17 protein-coding genes are annotated in these 18,672 nt (G+C 51.4%); 7 read left to right on the top strand and 10 right to left on the bottom strand.

All coding sequences use genetic code 11. From position 1 onward, the window contains the following. Nucleotides 1-364: 364 nt before the first annotated feature. The gene (locus tag F608_RS0117060; protein ID WP_022666870.1) at nt 365-1,321 is read left to right on the top strand and encodes a helix-turn-helix domain-containing protein; all 957 of its coding nucleotides are present in this window, start codon (nt 365-367) and stop codon (nt 1,319-1,321) included. 290 nt (nt 1,322-1,611) lie between these two features. On the opposite strand, the gene F608_RS36495 is transcribed toward F608_RS0117060, so the two are convergent. Then, nucleotides 1,612-1,776 (bottom strand): hypothetical protein, encoded by a 165-nt coding sequence (locus F608_RS36495; RefSeq protein WP_022666869.1) that lies wholly within the window; start codon nt 1,774-1,776, stop codon nt 1,612-1,614. A gap of 157 nt (nt 1,777-1,933) precedes the next feature. Between F608_RS36495 and F608_RS36490 the strand changes: the two genes are divergently transcribed. From F608_RS36490 to F608_RS0117040, 3 genes are all read left to right on the top strand, one after another. Then, nucleotides 1,934-2,143 carry a SlyX family protein gene (locus tag F608_RS36490; protein ID WP_027362848.1) on the top strand — a complete coding sequence of 70 codons (210 nt, stop codon included), beginning with the start codon at nt 1,934-1,936 and terminating at the stop codon, nt 2,141-2,143. Nucleotides 2,144-2,187: 44 nt separating this feature from the next. Then, nucleotides 2,188-2,391, top strand: coding sequence for a YwbE family protein (locus F608_RS0117045; RefSeq protein WP_022666867.1), 204 nt, complete (start codon nt 2,188-2,190; stop codon nt 2,389-2,391). Between the two features lie 63 nt (nt 2,392-2,454). Beyond that, on the top strand, nt 2,455-3,036 hold the full coding sequence (locus F608_RS0117040) for a 1-acyl-sn-glycerol-3-phosphate acyltransferase (RefSeq protein ID WP_022666866.1): 582 nt from the start codon (nt 2,455-2,457) through the stop codon (nt 3,034-3,036). Nucleotides 3,037-3,086: 50 nt separating this feature from the next. Here F608_RS0117040 and F608_RS0117035 read toward each other — a convergent pair whose 3' ends face one another. Continuing rightward, on the bottom strand, nt 3,087-3,890 hold the full coding sequence (locus tag F608_RS0117035) for a DNA ligase (protein WP_022666865.1): 804 nt from the start codon (nt 3,888-3,890) through the stop codon (nt 3,087-3,089). 215 nt (nt 3,891-4,105) lie between these two features. Between F608_RS0117035 and F608_RS0117030 the strand changes: the two genes are divergently transcribed. From F608_RS0117030 to F608_RS34995, 3 genes are all read left to right on the top strand, one after another. Further along, nucleotides 4,106-4,432, top strand: a complete 327-nt coding sequence (locus F608_RS0117030; protein ID WP_022666864.1) for a phage holin family protein — start codon at nt 4,106-4,108, stop codon at nt 4,430-4,432. A gap of 38 nt (nt 4,433-4,470) precedes the next feature. After that, the gene (locus F608_RS0117025; protein WP_022666863.1) at nt 4,471-4,743 is read left to right on the top strand and encodes a hypothetical protein; all 273 of its coding nucleotides are present in this window, start codon (nt 4,471-4,473) and stop codon (nt 4,741-4,743) included. A 276-nt stretch (nt 4,744-5,019) separates the two neighbouring features. Beyond that, a complete protein-coding gene (locus tag F608_RS34995) occupies nt 5,020-7,077 on the top strand; it encodes a methyl-accepting chemotaxis protein (protein ID WP_022666862.1) in 2,058 nt (685 codons plus the stop codon). A 61-nt stretch (nt 7,078-7,138) separates the two neighbouring features. Here the strand turns inward: F608_RS34995 and F608_RS0117015 are convergent, their stop codons facing one another. The 8 genes from F608_RS0117015 to F608_RS0116980 all read right to left on the bottom strand — a co-directional run bounded on the left by F608_RS0117015 (nt 7,139) and on the right by F608_RS0116980 (nt 18,672). Continuing rightward, nucleotides 7,139-9,835, bottom strand: coding sequence for a hybrid sensor histidine kinase/response regulator (locus F608_RS0117015; RefSeq protein ID WP_022666861.1), 2,697 nt, complete (start codon nt 9,833-9,835; stop codon nt 7,139-7,141). A gap of 97 nt (nt 9,836-9,932) precedes the next feature. Then, a complete protein-coding gene (locus F608_RS0117010; protein ID WP_022666860.1) occupies nt 9,933-11,393 on the bottom strand; it encodes a sigma-54 interaction domain-containing protein in 1,461 nt (486 codons plus the stop codon). Then, complete coding sequence (locus F608_RS32380; RefSeq protein ID WP_022666859.1) at nt 11,390-12,355, bottom strand: electron transfer flavoprotein subunit alpha/FixB family protein; 966 nt, start codon at nt 12,353-12,355, stop codon at nt 11,390-11,392. The genes F608_RS0117010 and F608_RS32380 overlap by 4 nt, the downstream gene beginning before the upstream one ends. Beyond that, complete coding sequence (locus F608_RS0117000) at nt 12,355-13,122, bottom strand: electron transfer flavoprotein subunit beta/FixA family protein (RefSeq protein WP_022666857.1); 768 nt, start codon at nt 13,120-13,122, stop codon at nt 12,355-12,357. The genes F608_RS32380 and F608_RS0117000 overlap by 1 nt, the downstream gene beginning before the upstream one ends. Nucleotides 13,123-13,406: 284 nt before the next feature. Further along, nucleotides 13,407-14,744, bottom strand: a complete 1,338-nt coding sequence (locus F608_RS0116995; protein ID WP_022666856.1) for an NAD(P)/FAD-dependent oxidoreductase — start codon at nt 14,742-14,744, stop codon at nt 13,407-13,409. Nucleotides 14,745-14,850: 106 nt separating this feature from the next. Then, nucleotides 14,851-15,483, bottom strand: a complete 633-nt coding sequence (locus tag F608_RS0116990) for a hypothetical protein (RefSeq protein ID WP_022666855.1) — start codon at nt 15,481-15,483, stop codon at nt 14,851-14,853. 10 nt (nt 15,484-15,493) lie between these two features. Then, nucleotides 15,494-18,415: a 2Fe-2S iron-sulfur cluster-binding protein gene (locus tag F608_RS0116985; protein ID WP_022666854.1), complete on the bottom strand. Its 2,922-nt coding sequence runs from the start codon at nt 18,413-18,415 to the stop codon at nt 15,494-15,496. Then, a complete protein-coding gene (locus F608_RS0116980; RefSeq protein ID WP_022666853.1) occupies nt 18,412-18,672 on the bottom strand; it encodes a sarcosine oxidase subunit delta in 261 nt (86 codons plus the stop codon). Before F608_RS0116980 ends, F608_RS0116985 begins: the two co-directional genes overlap by 4 nt.

The following is an 18,672-nucleotide window of genomic DNA, read 5'->3' as shown; positions in this document are numbered from 1 at the left end:
GGAACGGCTGCGCCCGGTCTTTTCTGCGCACCGAATACCAAATGCCCTGCCGAGGCCTAGGGCGTGTTTCTTTCTATATGCAAAAAAAAGAAGGGCGTCAAGAAAAATATTAAATGCGTTTAATATTTATATAAAGCACATAAAATATTTTATATATATCTATAATAATATTTAAAAATCAAATAGTTAAAATATTATTTTTAATGCAACCAAAAATAACATCAACAATATATTTTAAGATCATAATAAAAATATTTACATCTATATATTTATTTGATTAACTAATAACGGGTCGTCGCTAAAGAGGGGAAGATTTTCAATCCAGGGCCCGGGCAGAATTAAAGTTAAGGGAATAAAGAGATCCATGGATTTAGAAAACCTCAGGAACAGACGCCAGGAAAAGCGGTCGGCCCGCATCCGGGAACTGCTCAACGCCAGCCAGATGCCCCGGAACCAGGTGGCATCCATCTCCGGTATTTCCAATACCTATATCCGGGACCTTGAAAACGGAAACATCGTCAATGTTTCCCGGACAAAGTTGATTTCACTGTCTGTTGCCCTGAATTTAGGCCTGCATGAAATCGACCGGCTCCTGAACGATTTTGAGCGGACCGCCCTCTCTTCCGATGATATCCCCGTTTTTATCGAGACCTCCGGCCAGAGCAAATTTTCCCAGGCCATGCTTCCTGTCCGGGATCGCTTCACCCTGGACCTGATGATGCTTTCCGCGGAGCGCATTCCCGGCAATCTGACGGTCGTAAGTTCCCGGCCCACCCATTCCATCAGAGCCGAAGGACATCCCAGCTATACCGAGCGTTTTTTTGCCGAAGCCCATCCGATCTATCCTGAACTGATCGAGTCCATCGGCCGGGAAAGAAAACGTCACCTGACCCGCAACCTAACCCGTTTCAAGGTAAACCAGTATATCTGCAAGACCTGTCTCGAAGAATATATTCACAATTGCACGGATAAGACAGAACTTGAATGGCGCTGCCGGCATATTGAAAACCTGATTTGGCATTTGAAGAATTACGAAAATTTCAACGCCCATATCACCTGTGACTGCCCCACTTTCATGATGGTCCTGAAGGAGTCGGGTGAGGCCGACGGCTCCGGGGACAAATTGCTGATGACCTATCTTCCGCCGCACCCTTCCGCTTCACACCATTCCGGCCGCTTCGTCGGATTTGCCACCGAAAACAGCAATGTCATCCGAAATTTCAGGGATGACCTGTACGTCACCCACAAAGCGGTGATCCAAAAATTCACCGACAAAAGCCGGCTCATCGATTTCCTGCAGACCTTGATAAAGGGATACTGAACCCCAAGGTTGCATAAACATCATGACAATTCGCAGCCGGCTGGGGGTGCCGACCGATTCCCCTTCGGCCTCCGGAATAGCTCCCTCAAAAATCCATGATCGATCGTATAAAACCCCTTACAGAAGACTTGCTTGCGGCTTGATTAACAATATTGAACAACACCGCTGAAACTGTTTCCCAGACAGAAAAGAGAGCTTGATTTGCCATTCTCATTTCCGGGCTTTGCGGCAGCCTCTTTTTCAATTCTACTCAGGAGACCTTGATTCAAAATGTTCCAAAAGGCCAATGGTTACAAACCGGCCAAAACAATACCGGCAACCGCGGTTCCGATGCCGATCCCCTGCAGTCTGGATATCTTTTCCTTCAGAAACAGAATCGCCATGGAAATGGTAACGATGGACAGGGCAGATGCGATGGGGGTAATGAGGATGGCATCGCCAATGGTTCCGGTCAAATCGGGATTAGCCCCCGAAATCCGTACAATAGACACAGCAAACAGACTTTACAGGATTGGCAAAAAGGATAAAAATTTTATATCCTGCCATGAAGTATTGATCGGCAGTCCAGGATCGTTTAATATACCTTTTTTAAAGAAACCGGAGGAAGCTGACTTGGATGAAAACCGTCTGATCGATATGGAGACCAAACTGGCATACCAGGAAAAGATCATTAAGGATCTGAATGATGTGGTCTGCGAGCAGCAAAAAGTCATTGAAAAGCTTGAGGCCGGTTATAAAAAGCTGACAAAACTTTTCAATGAGCAGGCCAAGATGGTTTCAGGGATTGAAGGGCCGGCCGATGAAAAGCCGCCGCACTATTAGAAGACCGGCACAGAGTTTAATGCTGTTTGAAGAAGGAATTTAAAATGTCAGACGGACAAAAACGGGCGGACATCAGGCCCGGGCAGGAAGTGTCCATTGTACTGAAGCAGGACCAGAGAACCGGAAAACTGACCCGGGGAATTGTAAAAACCCTGCTGACCAAATCATCCTCCCATCCCCACGGGATAAAAGTCCGGCTGGAAAACGGCCTGGTGGGAAGGGTGAAGATCATCCATGGTCCATCTTAAATCGTCGGATCAAATCCGACAGAAAAGAAACTCCGCGGAATCCATCCGTAATAAAGGAAAGAGATGAAAATTATCCTCAGTATATTAGGGCGCCTTTTGTACCGCGCCATGGGATGGAGCTATGACAACCTGCCGGATTACTGGACCGACAAATGCGTGGTCATCGGATTTCCCCATACCAAAAACATGGATACGGTAAGGGCCCTGACCTATATCAAAATCGCAAAGGTCCGGGCCCGGCTCCTGGTCAAGGCGGAATGGTTTTTCTTTCCCATGTCCATTCTCCTGAAGAGCCTGGGGGGCATGCCCGTGAAAAGGGACAAGTCCAGCGGATTTGTCCAAAACGTGGCAAAGGAATTTGATAAAAGAGAAAAGCTGGTTCTGGCCCTGGTACCCGAAGGCACCCGGAAAAAAGTAGGGTCCATCAAAACCGGATTCTGGTATATTGCCAAAGCGGCCGATGTCCCGATCATCTGCTGGTACCTGGATAACGAGAGGAAAAGAACGCGGTGGATCGGGCGGATCCAGCCCGGGGAAAGCCTTGAAAAGGATCTCCTCAGGCTGAGAGATCTATATGAGGCAGCCGGTTTCTCCATCCCTTTAAACAATCTTCTCCCTGATGCTGTCCGGACAGACCAAGAATAGAACTCTTGCCGGGTCTGAAAAAGGCAAAATTTCTATCCAGAAAATTTAATTTAATCGAGCCTCATCCGTAAAAAACTGGCAAACCTGGGGATCCCGTTTTTACTGAATCCGTGGTATTTGAATGTAACTACGGTCCCCACCGGGGGCGGGTTGCTGCGGTCCCGGTCTGTAAACCCGGTCCCCAGTTTGAAAATGACCCCGTTTTTCAATTTCAGGGTAAGGGACCCCATGACAGACTTGTATTTTCCCTTTCCCTGGTTGATCCCGATGACAACCCCTTCCATATCCCGGGCCCGCTTGACTTTCAGTACATGGGGACTTCGCCCGGTGTGATAGACCATCTCAGGATCCTTAATAATGATTCCCTCTCCGCCTTTTGATTCCACTTCACTGAAGAAGCGGTGCAGATCCGCCTCCTCCTTAATGGTCGTCTGGGGAATGATCCGGACATGGGGATTTGGATGGGATTTAAACCAGGTGGCCGCCTTTTTGAGCCGGGACAAAAACCGGCCTTTCTGATTGGGAACTTCAAAGATATTATAGGTGATCCTTTTCCACCCATCCCCCGGCTCTTTATCCAGCGCCACAGACTGGATAAATTCAAAATCTCCGCGTTTACTCCAGAGCTCTCCGTCAAGTTCAAAGGGTGGAAAATTCTGAATGAACCATGACGGGGGGCTCAAAGACAATCCCTTTCGGGTCAGCAGCTGTCTTCCGTTCCAGTATCCCCGGATCCCATCCAGCTTTTCACTCATCACCCATCCAATGACCTCTTCTTTTCCGGTATAGGACTTTGCCTTCTGCAGGAAAATCTCCCGGGCATATAAAAAGGGGCAGGAAAACAGAACCAGCAAAAGTGCTGCTGCGACCCGCCGGCCGGGTCTTGGATATGTATTCGGACGCAAGATAGACATGGGAAGCCTTTTTGTCTTTGAATACAGACTGTAGGATGGTAGAGGAAATTTTGTCAAGAAGGAGTATGGATATCGGGAAATCAGAACTTGACCATTCCTTCTCAAAAACGTAAAAATCAACCAGAACCGTATATTAAAATAAAAGGAATAAAACCATGCTCATCAACCTTCTGATTCTCAGTGCCGCTGTATTCCTGGTCTCCCAGATTCTGCCCGGCATTCAAATTAAAAACTATGTAACTGCCATTGTTGTGGCGATTGTCTACTCTCTGATCAATTTTTTCCTGGGCTGGGTCCTTATCATCCTGTCCCTGCCCTTTATCGTCATCACCTTCGGACTGTTCAAACTGGTGATCAATGCATTTATGCTGTGGCTCACGGACAGGATCATCGAAGATTTTCAGATCAAGGATTTTTTCACCACTTTTATGGCTGCTTTTTTGATTACCGTAGTGGATTCCCTGATAAAATGGCTATTATAACCATGTTTCGATCGATTTTATGGATGAGCTAAGGTGACGTGAAAGAAGATCTGGAAAAATACCTGGGCAGGCAAATTGTCCTGGATACCCGGTCCTCCTGGGTCTATCTGGGAACCCTTGAAAATGTGACCGATGAATCTGCCATTCTCAAGAACGCAGACGTTCATGACAGTTCAGACACATCCACGTCCAAGGATCTCTACGTATTTGAAAGCCGGCAGACAGGTGTCAAGCCCAACAGGAGCCGGGTCTATGTAAATCTGAACCAGGTGATCAGCTTTTCCCTGATCGAGGAAATCAAAAAATTTTAGGTTTCCTTTAGAAGACCCCGGGACCCCGATCCCTCTGAAATCACCTGGCCGGCCCGCCTCGGGCTGGAATTTACTCCGTCGATTTTTCGCAGGAAAAGAATCGATAAAATTCCGAAGGGATTATTAGAAAGCTGTTTCCAAAGGTCATAAACAGATAAAATTCTGCTTATTTTAGCAGGGTTAGGCATTATTTTCGCCTATTTCTATTGACAAAACACGGATTCCCAACTATTCACTCCTTTAATATTAATTGAATTTACCGAATAGGGAGGTTTCATGGGAAAAGTAGGATTTGGGAAAAAATTATATATTTCCTCCATAGGAATTATTCTGCTGACCATCATCATTATTGCAGCAGTTAATTTTTACCAGACCAAAACCACCTTTCTTGCAAAAGGCAAGGCCGGAATCCAGAGCGTTTCCGATGTCCTTCTCAAGACCGTGGAAATCCAGCACAACCTGCAGAAGAACAAACTCGACTCGGATCTTGGAATGCTTTTCACCGAATCCAGCAGTTCGGGGAAAGCCTCGGTCGTGCAATCCCAAGAGGTGGATATGGAGATCTTCGACTTCAAGACCAAGGATAAATCAAAGGTCACCATACCCAAACTGATCTTCGGCCTCAGCTTCGTCACTGGGGAATACGAACTCGTTGATAAGGTGGGGAAATTCAGTGATTCGGAAATCATGTTTTTCCAACTCTTCGAAGAAAAACTGATCAAGGTCTCCACCAATGTAAAAAACCAGGATGAGACCCGGCCCATAGGAGGATTTTACTCCTCGGATACCAAGCAGTACAAATCCATAGTCGCTGAAAAGCCGATCTCCTTTTTAAGCGGATCCGGCAGGGATAAAACCCTTTACGGGCTCTCTCCCTTCAGGGATGAACTGGAAGACGTCATGGCAGGAGCCTTTGGTATCTCCCGGAAAATTTTGACCCAGAATCTTGAAGGTATGGTGAAAAAAGTCAACGTGAACGGGAATGGCTACTCTTTTATCTGCGATGGAGACGGCAAAATCCTGACCCACCCCGACCCGGCCTATGCCAAGCTGAACGTAAAGGATTTCAAGGGAGGGAAAAACATTCTCACGACCAAAACCGGTTTTATCTCCTATGAACATGAAAACCAGACCTATTACGGATTTGTCAATTATTTCAAACCTTGGGACATGTACTTCACCGTTGCCGTATCCGAGGCCGAACTCATGTCGGGCATCAACAAGCAGATCCTGACCAGTTCAGGGTTAAGCGGGATCATTGCCCTGGCCATCGGCATCCTGATCATCGGGATCATGAACCGTCAGCTCATGAAAAACATGAACGGCATGGCCACCCTGGCCAAGGAAGTGGCCAAGGGGAACTTCAAGCACAGTTTTACCTATGAGGCAAAGGATGCCATCCACGATACCGTTGATTCCATGAACGAAATGGTGGAGGGCCTGGCAGACATGATCCGGAACCTGAATTCCGGTGTGGACACCCTGAGCTCGGCCTCCGGGGAATTGAACCATATTTCCGAACAGATGAGCACCGGAGCCGAGACCAGCGTGAGCAAGGTCAATACCGTAGCATCGGCCGCAGAGGAGATGAGCGTGAATATGGACTCCGTGGCCGCGGCCATGGAAGAGGCCAGCACCAATGTGGAAACCGTGGCCGAAGGCACCAACCAGATGAAGAAGAACCTTGAGCAGGTGGCCCAGAATTCAAACGATACCCGGGAGATCACCAGTGCGGCGGTTGAACAGGCCGGCCAGACCTCTGAACGGGTACAGCAGCTCGGAAAAGCAGCCGAAGAGATCAACAAGGTTACAGACACCATCACCAACATCTCCTCCCAGATCAATCTGCTGGCATTGAACGCCACCATTGAAGCGGCTCGGGCAGGAGAGGCGGGCAAAGGCTTTGCCGTGGTGGCCACCGAGATCAAGGATCTGGCCAGCCAGACCGCCGGAGCCACGGAAGACATCACCCGGAATATCCAGGAGATCCAGGCCCAGATCGGCGGGGCTGTCACTGAAATTCAGAATATTTCCGGAATCATCGACAAGATCAACAGTTTTGTGAATGAATCTGCCGAGGCCATTGAAGCCCAGTCCTCCACAACCAGCGAGATCGCCGTCAATATCAACCAGGTTTCCCAGGGGATCCAGGAGGTCAATGAAAACGTGGCCCAGAGCTCAAGCGTTTCCAGCCAGGTGGCCACGGAGATCAGTGATGTGCTTGAGGCTTCCCAGCAGATCAATGAATTCTCATCCCAGGTCAAGGAAAAAGCAGAGACCCTGGCCCAGGTCATGAACCAGTTAAGGGCCATGACCGAGAAATTCCAGATCTAGGCAAAGATAAAAAACGGGGGGCAACGCGCCCCCCGTCAAATTTCTGAAACCCGGATCTGATTTACCGGCCTTTGCCGTCCAGAACCATGCGGACGCTTTTCCTCAAGTCCTCCTGCCTGATTGGCTTCATCAGCAGGGCGTTTGCCCCTAGGTTTTCTTTCCCGACTGCCTCGAGCCTGTCATGAAATCCGGTGCAGACAATGGTTTTCAGATCCGGCCGGATCTTGTTTACCATAGATATGAGGCTTTGGCCGTTCATCCCGGGCATGGACAGATCCGTAATCACAAGGTCAAATCCCTGGGGATCCTTTCGAACCGCCTCAACGGCCATTAAGGGATCGGTCTGGGTAAAAACCGTATACCCGACTCTTTCCAGGCTGGTTTTACCGATAGTGACAACGGCGGCCTCGTCGTCAACGAAAAGGATCCTCTCGTTTCCTCCCCGGAGTTCAGCCTTTTCAGCCCGGGATTCGGACACACGCTCCTCTATCAGGGGAAAACAGCATTCCACCTCGGTCCCATGGCCGGGACGGCTCATGATCCGGATTCCGCCTCTATGGCCTTTTATAATGCCAAGCACCACAGAGAGCCCGAGACCCGACCCCTTGTCCACCTCTTTGGTGGTATAAAAGGGATCAAAGATCTTGTCCAGGCGATGGGGTTCAATGCCTTCCCCGGTATCCGCTACCTTGATAACTCCGTACCGGCCCGGCTCCAGTTCCTGATCATAAAAGGATTCGGTCTTCTCCAGGAATCTTTCTTCCAGGGTCAGGGATAAAATCCCGGCCCGGCCCTCCATGGAGTGGGCGGCATTGTTGCACAGATTGATGATCACCTGGTGAATCTCGGTGGAATCCCCCAGGATCGCCATGGACTTTTCAGGCAGATTCATCCTGCATTCTATTGAAGGGGGCAGGGATGCCTTTAAAAAATGGAAGGATTCCGCAGTCACCTTACCGATATCAATGGGTTTCTGGCTGGTCCGGGGGTTCCGGACAAAACTGAGCAGCTGACCGACGATTTTTTTCCCCCGGAGGCAGGCTTTTCCGATTTCCGACAGATAGGGCCGGACCGGGTTTTCTTCAGGGGTGTCGTCCGCTGCCAGTTCGGCATTTCCAAGAATGATTCCCAGAAGGTTGTTGAATTCGTGTGCTACTCCCCCGGAAAGCGTTCCAATGGCTTCCATCTTACGGGCCTGCATCAGTTTCTGCTCGGCTTCTGCCTTTTCCTTTTGGGCCAGTTTGATTCCGGTAATATCCTTGACCACCCCCTCATAGGTGACCGGCTTTCCCTTATCGTCAAAATAGGCCCGGGTGCTGTTTGAAAGCCAGATTGCCGAGCCGTCCTTGCACTTGACCGGATATTCAAATCCGTCCACCCTGCCCTCACGCTGCAAAATCTCCTGATAGGTCTGCCGGTCTTCAACCTTCAGGTAGAGATCGGTTTCCAGATCTGCAATAGAGGCAATCATATCCTCCGGAGAGTCATACCCCAGCATCCCGGCAAAGGCCGGGTTAACACTGATCAGTTTGCCCCCGGGCGAACTCTGGAAAAACCCGACCACGGAATTTTCAAAGATTCTCCGGTATTTTTCCTCATTCTTTCTCACCTGTTTTTCCGCCCGGATCCGTCTGAATATATTTACAATCAGAATACCGATGGTAGATATCAAAACAGCCATCAGAACGGCGACCACCAGAATCTCCTTTTTATACTCCTGGAACAGAGAAAAGGGCTGGTTGATGATCAGGGCCTCCGGCGGAAGCCGGGACGGATTCAGGCCAAAGCGTTTTAATTGGGTAAAGTCGAAAATGATTTGGTTGGCCCCTTTCTGCAATACCGGAATCTTTTCCGGATCTTCTCCGGCCAGTATCTTTTGGGCCATTCCGGCCATGGCCTCTCCCTGGTGATACCCGCTGATGACCTCGCCGCCCACCACTCCTTTGCCCATGTTGAATTCCAGCAGACAATAGACCGGGACCCGGCTGGCACCGGCAATCATCTCCCCGATTTTCTCATAGGTAAAATATCTTCCGTCTCTGTCGGCAAAATAGACCCCCAGGAGGACAAGGGCATGGTCATCAAGATGGGTGATTTTTTCCATAAGCTCCCGGATGGGAAGATTTTCCGAGTAGGTGATCCGGGTTCTCTTTTTTAGCCCCTCCAGAGCCGTGTCAATGTCCCTCTGCCAGGCCCTGCCGGTTTCAAGAAAATCGTTGATAATAAAGATCTCCTCTGTACCGGGGTGAAGGGCCAGGGCCAGCTCAACGGTTTTTCTGGCGGAAAACACCTCGGCCACGCCGGTAAATTTGTTCACCCCTTTTATCAAATCCGGCCTGAAGTCATTGACCCCGCAGAACACCACGGGAACGCCTGGGAAAAGCTCTTCCCGGTATTTGAGAAGAAAATCAAAGGCATGGTTGTCAGAGGATAAAACCAGGGAGAAACGGCTATTCCCGTACTTGACCCGCAAATAGGACTTATAGGCCTCAAAATAATCCGGACCGTGGAACTGCTTGGCATCCATGTTGTCGATGTGAAGGAGGATATTGTTGTTGTCCGGGTCAAGGACATCTTCAACGGCCAAGACAATATCCTTTACCCAGCTCATCCGCTGGTTATAGGAGTTGAGCAAAAGAAGATGACGGGGCTCATGAAATTCTTCGGCCCTGGCAGGCCCTTGCCCGGAAATAAACCCAATATATGCAAAAAGGATCCAGAAAAAGAGAACCGGTCCCGCCTGTTTTTTTGCCTGCAATTTAAATTCTCCGGAAATCTAGGGCCATGATTTACCCCCTACCCAATCACGGATGCTGAAATCTGTCAACCAAAGGAATAGAACGGTTTTGGGACGACTATTGGAAATTTTCCCGGGTAAACTGAAATTTTTTCATCTTATAATAGAGGAGCTGGCGTGAGATTCCGAGCTTGTCGGCAGCCCGGGTGATGTTTCCCCGGTGCTGGCCCAGGGCCTGGGCGATCATCTTCTTTTCGTGTTCCTGCTTGTTGAGAATCAGGCCGCCGTCCCCTGCATCTTCCGGGGTTGCCGGATTGATCGCTATTCCCGGAGACGGCCTCGGTCCCGGGCTTCTGCGGCTGGAAAACCAGTTGGAAAAATGGGGCTGGAGGTTGGCAGTCCCGATCCGGTCCTTGTTCCCGATAATGTTCATGGCCCCTTCGATCACGTGCTCCAGTTCCCTGACATTGCCCGGCCAGTGATATTGACGGAACATCTCCATAACCTCTTTTTCCACTCCGGCCACCTGCTTGTACAGCAGCTTATTGTGCTTGGTGATAAAATGGCGGACCAGAAGTTCCAGATCTCCCAGGCGCTTTCGCAGGGGCACGATGTGGATGAAGACCACGCCCAGGCGGTAGAAAAGGTCGGAACGCAGGCTTCCGTCCGTGATGGAGGTATGGGGATCCTGGTTTACGGAAGAGATGATCTTGACATCAAATTTTATCTCTTTAAGGGCCCCTACCCGCCTGACCTTGCCCTCCTGGACAATTCTCAGGATCTTGCTCTGGAGGCCCACGGGCATGGAGTTGATCTCATCCAGAAAAATGGTGCCCTGGCTGGTTCTCTCAAAGAGCCCGGCCTTGTTGATGGAGCCTGTGAAGGCCCCTTTTGAGGTCCCGAACAATATCCCCTCCAAAAGGTTTTCCGGGATGGCGGCACAATTGACCGGGGTATATTTTTTTTCATACCGGGGACTGTGGTTGTGAATGGCCCTGGCAAAGAGCTCCTTGCCGGTTCCGGTTTCTCCGTAGAGCATGACCGGGGACGGGGTGGAAGCGGCCATGCGGGCCGCGTTCAGGGCGTCCCTGAAGGACGGATCCTGGCCGATGATGCTCTCAAAACTGATCTCATGACCCGGGATCCGTTTCTGGCTTTCCGGCAGATGCATGGTGGCCAGGGTTTCGGTCAGGACATTGTAGTCCCGGATAAAGCAGACAGCGCCCACCATCCGGTTCCGGTTGAACACCGGAAAAACCGAGTGAATGGTATTGGCGAATTTGCCCATCCGGGTCCGGTAGTAGATGGGCTGGTCAACAATGGGACTGCCCTTAGCCAGGCACTGCATGATGATGCTGGTTTCATCATCCAGGTCGTAGACATCGGTCACCCGGGTCAGGATGACGTTTTCAGGATCCAGCTCGTCGATACGGGACATGGCCTGGTTGTAATAGACAATTACCCCGTCGGTATTGGTGATCATGACCCCGTCGCTGTACTCGTCAAATACGGCCAGGAAATTGGCATTGTCCAGGTCGAATAAAAACTTCTTTGCGTTTCCCTTGGATAATTTATTCATAATATCCGGATCAGTTCAGGGATGATCTCAAACAGATCCCCGATGATGTAATAATCAGAGTTCGCCACAATGGCGGATTTTTCATCCTGATTTACGGCGATGATCATCTTGGCGGTCTTCATCCCGGCAAAATGCTGGATTGAGCCGGAAATGCCGCAGGCGATATAGACCGAGGGAGAGACCTTTTCCCCGGTCTGCCCCACCTGGTGGGCATAGGGAATCCAGCCGTTGTCCACGGCCACCCTGGAGGCGCCCACTCCCCCTTTCAGCTTTTGGGCACACTCAAATAAAATCTTAAAGTTGTCTTCGGACTTCATGCCCCGGCCTCCGGCAATGATGATGTCTGCCTCGGCCAGGCTGACCTGGTCTGAATCTGAATCTGTAATTTCCCCGGGAATGATTCTGAAATTGTCCGGCTCTGCCGGATCCGGGCTCATCTTCACCACCTCAGGAGACTGGGGATTTTCCCGGGGGGAAATGCTGTTGGGCCGGATCCCGAAGACCCTCCTGTCTCCCGTGACCTCGATCCTGGCAAGGGTCTTTCCGGAATACTGGGAGGTGATGCCGATGTTCTCTTTCAGGTCCAGGTCCACGCAGTCCATCACCAGGGGAGCGTCCATTTGGGCCGCGATCCTGGGGAGCATATCTTTTCCCTCTCCGCCGGACAATCCCAGGAGGGTATCTATCCCGTATTCCTCCAGGACGGAAACCACCACCCCGGCCCTGACAACCGGGTTAAAGCAGATTTCAGGATCCAAGGGCAGGAAAACCTCTATAATTCTTGAAATCCCGTATCTGCCGAGGAATTCTGTCATTTCACCCGGGTCCCCTGACGATTCTCCCCCATGGAGGACCAGGGCGGTCAGATTTTCCTGACTTTTCCCGGCCAGGGTGATGACCCCTGCATTGGTGGCCTTGATTTCATTATTATCCATTTCAATGAGGATTCCGATATTTTTCATTAAATAACCTTTGCCTCCTCTTTGAGAATGGTAAAAATGGTCTGTGCAATTTCAGACGGAGAACCCTTGATCTCTTTGGGCGTCCTGTCCTGGACAAAAGGCTCAAGTTCCTTGACCCGGAGGCTTCCTTTGGACGGCTCAACAGCCAGGCTGTCCATGTCTATAAATTTAACCGGTTTTTTCCTGGCCTTGACCACGTCCGGGAATGTGGGATAGCCCGGGGTATTCAGTCCCCGGCCCGCCCCGATGACGCAGGGCATGGACATGTCGCAGACCCGGGTCTGGCCCCCGCCCATCTCATAGGTCACCCGGGCCCGGTTCTCCTGGATCTCCAGGCCCACCACGTTGTTGGCCACGGGAAAATCAAACAAAGCCCCCAGGCGGAACATGGTCTGCATGCCTTCCCTGTCAATGGACTCCTTGCCCGTAAAAATAATACCGGGCTGTCCGTCCTCTTCCATGGCTGCCTTGAGGACCCGGGCCGTGATCATGGCGTCGGGAACGGCATCCGTTTCCACCAGGATCCCCCGGTCTGCGCCCATGGCCATGGCTGAGCGGATGGTTTTTTCCGCATCCTTTTTCCCCAGGCATAGGGCAATGATTTCCGAGCCGGGAAACTGCTCCTTCAATCTGACCGCCTCGCTTATCCCGTGTTCGTCATAGGGATTTATAAGAAAGGCCACATTTTCGTCTATGGACACCCGATCCCTAATGGAAATATTGGCCGCAGAATCGGGTACGTGTTTGATACATACGTATATTTGCATTTTCTTATTCCACTTTGTTTCGAGCTTACAGTCGAAAGCCAAAAGGCAAAAGCCCGGAATGAAAAAGGTTGATACTAACAACTCCGATTATTCTTTCTTTTAGCATTTTTCACCCCTGCTTTTCCACATTCTTTTCCGGAAAAGCCCTTTGTCAGGACTTCGCATTATCTCCAATTGACTTTAGGCTTTTGGCTTTTAGCCTTTTGCCTTAATAAAAAGGGCAGCGCAGGTTTACCACCCGGACACTGCCCTTTTAAGAGTACAAAAACTATTTTGATCTATGCTTATCCGTTAACGGAGAAGCTGGAATCCTTGTTGATCTCCCTTTTTCTGGAGAAAAAGCCAACGTTGATGGTCCGTGTGAGATACTTGAAGTCATACTGGAAAGGCTCCTTGTCATGATCCAGGCCCTTCTCACATGCGTCGATCAGTTCCGCCATCATCCGGCCGACAACCGGGGCATTCTTGTACTGGTTACCCGAAGTTCCGATGGCCAGGTAGAATCCGTCCAGATCGGATTTGTCGTAGATGGGGATCCAGTCATCGGAGATGTCGTAGAGATCCACCACACCCTTGGGCTGGTTGGGCACCTGGAGGGAGGGAACCCGTTTGGCCCATCTATAGCACTGGGCTTTCCATTGTTCGTCGGTCAGGACGTTATCCTTGCCGTGTCCGCCTTTACCGGCATAGAAAGCATCCGGATCTACAATTTCCCGGGGATCACATTCCGGATCTTCGGAACCGATCAGGAACATATTGCCGACTTCAGGGCGGGTGTAGCACCCCACGTCTCCGTCGGACATGTGGTATCCGTCGTTGAGATAGTCATACCCGTCCGGAGAGGGGCAGTACATGACCTCGTGGCGCAGGGCCTTGGTTTTGATATTGCATCCTTCCCAGGCGCCGTCGGCCATCTGGGTGACCTTGTAGGAATGGGGACCGCCCACGTTGACGACGATATCTGCATCGATCTGGGTGCCGTCTTTAAGGGTGATGCCCTTTACCTTGTTGTTCTCGCTGCGGATATCCACGACTTCTGCGTTGAATATGAATTCTCCGCCCTTGGCTTCGGCCGCCCTCATGATGTTGTGGGCAGACAGGGCAGGATCGTTTACATAGCCGCCCTCGGGGCAGAAAAGAGCACCTTCCAGCATCTCGGTGGGCTCGTCGTAGAACTTGGGATCTTCAGGGCGGCGGACCGGCCAGTTTTTATGGAGATCGGCTACGGGAACCTTTGACTTGATGGTGTCGTTATCCCATTCTTCGTACTTGACACCAATGGCATCATAATGTTTTTTTACCTTGCGCCAGTCATGGCCTTCGGATTTGATCAGGATGGACCCGGTATTCATATACTTGGCAAGGCCTTTTTCATCCTTGACGTTGTCCAGGTAATTTTCCCAGTCCAGCCAGTATTTGAATCCTTCGTAGGCCAGGGCCACCCCGTCCTCGGTGGAGTAATGGGCCCGGACAATGGCGCATGAACCCGCGGTGGAGCCTTCACCGGCATCGGCCACCTTGTCCACGTTCAGGGTTTTATAGCCCATTTTGCACAGTTCGTAGGCAATGGGGGTTCCGATCACACCGGCACCAATGATAATGGCATCGTATTTTTTGGTCATGGTTTTATCTCCTCATTTAATTGGCAGTTAACGGTCTTCAGATCACGGTTTACAAAGCGCTGTTTCACTTAAACTCCGCCCCTGTCGACCGTTAACGATTCCTTGCTTATAAACTCTTAATCCACTCGACAAACCGGGTTTCACCGGCAGGCTTAAGACCAAACTCGGCACCGGCATCCATAATGGAATGGATCATGTCTCTTCCATATCCCCTGGAGCAGGTCAGAACCACTCCGGATTTTTCCTTGTCCCGGCTCAGGGTCACGATCTGGCAGGGAACATGGGAAAAGGGGCCCTGGTAGAGAAATGGGGCCTGTTTCTGCGGGTCCATGAAATCCAGGGCAGAGAGTTTTTCGCAGATGGAAAAAACAGCCTCACCCATGATGGCCACAAAAACGGTATTTTCCGTTACATCGGTGTATTCAGCCTCTGCCGGCATTTCCATGCCTTGGGAAGCCAGGTTGTAGATGGAAGTCTGGGTACGGTTCATCCTGTTGACCAGGATTCCCTTTTCCAGGACCGACTGGCAGGGCACTTCAGGAACGCTGATCCCAAAGGGTTTTTTGGATGCCAGGTCCGGGGACTGGAGGTCCAGCCGGGTCCGATGGCTTAAGTCCACGATATAAGGGCCCTGACCTTCTCCATGGTATTCCAGGACAACATTCCAATTGTCCCTGACCTCTGATTTGAGGGGGGTTGCCTTTAACACAACCGGTGAGTATCTTTTTATCTCATTCATGATATTTCCCTTACATTTTCATCCGTTTGCCTTCAGGATCATAAAAAGGCATCTTCACAATCTTGCCGTAAATCAGTTCGCCGTTGCACTCATCCTCAAAGATGGTGAGCCGGGTCCCGATCTTGGCCATGTGTTTTTCCACCAGGGCCATGCCTATGCCTTTACCCAATGTAACACTGTCCCGCATGGTGGCGATGTAACCACGGACCTTTTCATCCACTACCAGGGCACCGTCTCTTGCGGCCCTGCCATTGCCTTCCATTTCAACACCCACAAGGGTCAGACGGCTGGGATCATTTTCAGCCTGGCGAAGGGCAACCGCACCCACGGTTTTGGCTTCGGCTTTCTTGCGGGCCCAGAGGAAACCCAGGCCCACATCCAGAAGGTTGGTCCGCTGTTCAGACTCCTGCCCCAGGATGATATGGCATTTTTCCATACGCAGAACGTTCTGGGCTTCCACCCCGAAATTCTGGATCTTGAACTCCTTGCCCGCTTCCTTGAGCATGAGCCATACCGTCTTCATATACGAGCCGGGTACGTGAAGTTCATAGGAGAGTTCCCCGACAAAGCCCAGGCGCATGGCCTTAACCGGGATGGTATCCTGGATCTTGAACTCCTTGTATTCGGAAAAACCGAATCCCTCGTTGGACACGTCAATGTCCACGACCTTTTCCAGAACCTTTCTGGCGTTAGGCCCGGACAGGTTGATGACGCCCATGGAGTCGGTGAGGTTGACCAGGGCAAAACCCCATCCGTCGTACCGGGTATGGTACCGGATCCACTCCACGGTCTGACCGGCACGGCCGGTGGATGTGGTGAAGTAATAGTCGTTCTCGCCCAGTTTGACCACAACCCCGTCATCAATGACGCAGCCGTCGTCGTTGCACATGGCAGAGTATTTGATCCGCCCTTCCTTAACCTTGCTCATGTCGGACACGTAGACCCGCTGCAGGGCCTTGAGGGCGTCGGGTCCGTGAATCCGGAACTTGCCCAGGGTGGATCCGTCCAGTATGCCGACGTTGTTTCTGACATTCTCGATTTCCTTTTTACAGGTAAAATCGTCGCTGAAATAACGGGCCCGCTGCCATACGCCGATGTTCCTGAAGATCCCGCCGTCCTTCCGCTGCATCTCATCCATGGGTGTAATCTTGAACATCTTATGGTTGGAGCCTGCATAAGTGGAGATCATGGTGGGGACCAGAGGAGGCCGGACCGTTGTGGGCCGGATGGACACATCTGACAGGGCCTGATATTTGGCCGCAAACAGGGGCAGGTTGTGGCCGGGGATTCCGCCCTGGCCCGGTCCCAGTCCTGCGCCGGAAAAGCGCTTGATCAGTTCGGGAACATCAAATCCCTTGTCAATGGACTGTTTGATATTCTTGATGGTGGTATCTTCATCAAAACAGATAAAGCTCTTCCGTCCCTTCACCGGTGCGGTGATGAGCTTGGAACCCCTTGCAGGTCCGGGAAGATTCTCCAGGGCCTTTTTGGCCTCGCCGATTTCCGCGATGGAGGCGTTCTCACAGTCAAAGGCGGCCTGGAGTCCTGCCAGACGGCCTGAGGCTTCAATGGCCAGCCCGGAGTCCAGTCCCAGCATCCGGCCTGCGGCATGCATCTTTTTGGGCAGATCCACGGGCAGGAAAAAACCGGTATGGTTGTCATATTTGAGCTTGGCCTGGGCAACGGTGAGGGCCCCGGTCACCGGGGTCATACCGGCGGAGGCCACCAGAACGTCACAGTCAAGGCTTTTGGTGGTCATTCCGTCAAGACTGGTGAGGGTCACCCTTTTCACGGTTTTCATGCCGTGGGCTTCGGCAGCAACCCAGCCCCGGAGCAGGGTCATTTTCCTGTCCCGGACCGCCTTGACCAGGGCTTCATCCTGACCGTCTTCCCGGACATCGGCCACGCACTCGATGGCAAGCCCCAGGTCATAAAGGGTAACGGCGGCTTCCAGACCCAGATCATGGCCGATGCTGAACACGGCCTTTTTCCCGGGCATGATTCCGTAGGTGTTTGCCAGGCGCAGGGCGGCATTGATCTGCATGACACCCGGTCTTTCATTGTTGTCAAAAATCAGGGGGCGCTCAATGCATCCGGTGGCCACGACAACGGCGTTGGCCCGGATTTCGATATAGCGCTCGTCAAAGGGATCGCTTTCTTTGCCCACCTGGAACCCGGTGATCAGATTGTTGTTATAGGCACCCACCATGGAGGTGTGCTTGAACACCCGGATATTGGGCTTGGATTCCACATCCTTGGCCAGCTGCTCGGCCCGGGCGTGATAGGTCAGGCTGTCCTTGTACTTGGCGGACCGGTATTCAAAGTTGCCCCCCAGCCAGGGCCGGGATTCCATGAGGATGACCCTCAGACCCTTTTCCGCAGCTGCCAGGGCTGCAGTCATGCCGGCAGGCCCGCCGCCCAGGACGCAGACATCGGTTGTGGGGAAGATCTCGTCAAACCGGCCCGGCATTCTGAAGTCCGGAGACAGCTTGCCCAGACCGGCTGCCTTGCGGATCTGCTTCATGGCAACGGGCCAGATCTTGGCGGGCTTGTGCATGGTGTTATAGTAGAAACCGGCGGGCATGGCCCAGTCCAGTTTATCCATGAATCCCATGAGGTCTTTGTCGGCTGAGCCTTTGACGTTCTGTTCCTTGAGTACCATCCCGGATTTCAGATAGGTGGTTTCGGTCCTGACATTGGGAATTCCGTCCACTTCCATCATGGCATTGGAGCATTCACCGTCCAGGCTGTAGAGCCCCCTGGGCCGGTGGTACTTTAAACTTCTTGAGTATATTCTGATCCCATTGGCGTAGAGTGCCGACGCAATGGTATCTCCTTTGATTCCGTTATAAATCTTGCCTTTATAGGTAAAAGGAATCTTTTCACTTGAATCAATTCTCAGTGTAGGCAGATGATTGAGCCTGTTCATCATTTGTTTGCCTCCGCTTCTTCCTTTTCAAGGTTTGTGGTGGTATCCCGGTAAATGGTGAACCAGGAGCCGCAGCCGTCTTTATGAAACCACCACTCCTGCTGGACCCCGGCCACGCACTTGTTCATATGCACGTAATCGCACCAGGTTTCCGGCGTCATGCCTTCTTCCTCGGGTCTGGGCCCCTTTTCTTCTCCGCCGTATCTGAATTCATATCCGTTTCTCTTTCCACAGACCGGACATGTTATGGTTAAAGCCAT

Origin of the sequence: Desulfospira joergensenii DSM 10085 (assembly GCF_000420085.1) — a bacterium.
In the GTDB taxonomy this organism is placed as follows: Bacteria; Desulfobacterota; Desulfobacteria; order Desulfobacterales; family Desulfobacteraceae; genus Desulfospira; species Desulfospira joergensenii.
Note: the sequence above shows the minus strand (reverse complement) of the source record. Positions and strands in the feature narration are given on the sequence as shown.

Bases quoted from the DNA above. Each gene is read 5' to 3' on its own strand.
- F608_RS34995 (WP_022666862.1), top strand. From the start codon at position 5,020: ATGGGAAAAGTAGGATTTGGGAAAAAATTATATATTTCCTCCATAGGA.
- F608_RS0116995 (WP_022666856.1), bottom strand. From the start codon at position 14,744: ATGACCAAAAAATACGATGCCATTATCATTGGTGCCGGTGTGATCGGA.
- F608_RS0117060 (WP_022666870.1), top strand. From the start codon at position 365: ATGGATTTAGAAAACCTCAGGAACAGACGCCAGGAAAAGCGGTCGGCC.
- F608_RS32380 (WP_022666859.1), bottom strand. From the start codon at position 12,355: ATGAAAAATATCGGAATCCTCATTGAAATGGATAATAATGAAATCAAG.
- F608_RS0117000 (WP_022666857.1), bottom strand. From the start codon at position 13,122: ATGCAAATATACGTATGTATCAAACACGTACCCGATTCTGCGGCCAAT.
- F608_RS0117045 (WP_022666867.1), top strand. From the start codon at position 2,188: ATGTCAGACGGACAAAAACGGGCGGACATCAGGCCCGGGCAGGAAGTG.
- F608_RS0116980 (WP_022666853.1), bottom strand. From the start codon at position 18,672: ATGGCTTTAACCATAACATGTCCGGTCTGTGGAAAGAGAAACGGATAT.
- F608_RS0116985 (WP_022666854.1), bottom strand. From the start codon at position 18,415: ATGATGAACAGGCTCAATCATCTGCCTACACTGAGAATTGATTCAAGT.
- F608_RS0117030 (WP_022666864.1), top strand. From the start codon at position 4,106: ATGCTCATCAACCTTCTGATTCTCAGTGCCGCTGTATTCCTGGTCTCC.
- F608_RS0117010 (WP_022666860.1), bottom strand. From the start codon at position 11,393: ATGAATAAATTATCCAAGGGAAACGCAAAGAAGTTTTTATTCGACCTG.
- F608_RS0117040 (WP_022666866.1), top strand. From the start codon at position 2,455: ATGAAAATTATCCTCAGTATATTAGGGCGCCTTTTGTACCGCGCCATG.
- F608_RS0116990 (WP_022666855.1), bottom strand. From the start codon at position 15,483: ATGAATGAGATAAAAAGATACTCACCGGTTGTGTTAAAGGCAACCCCC.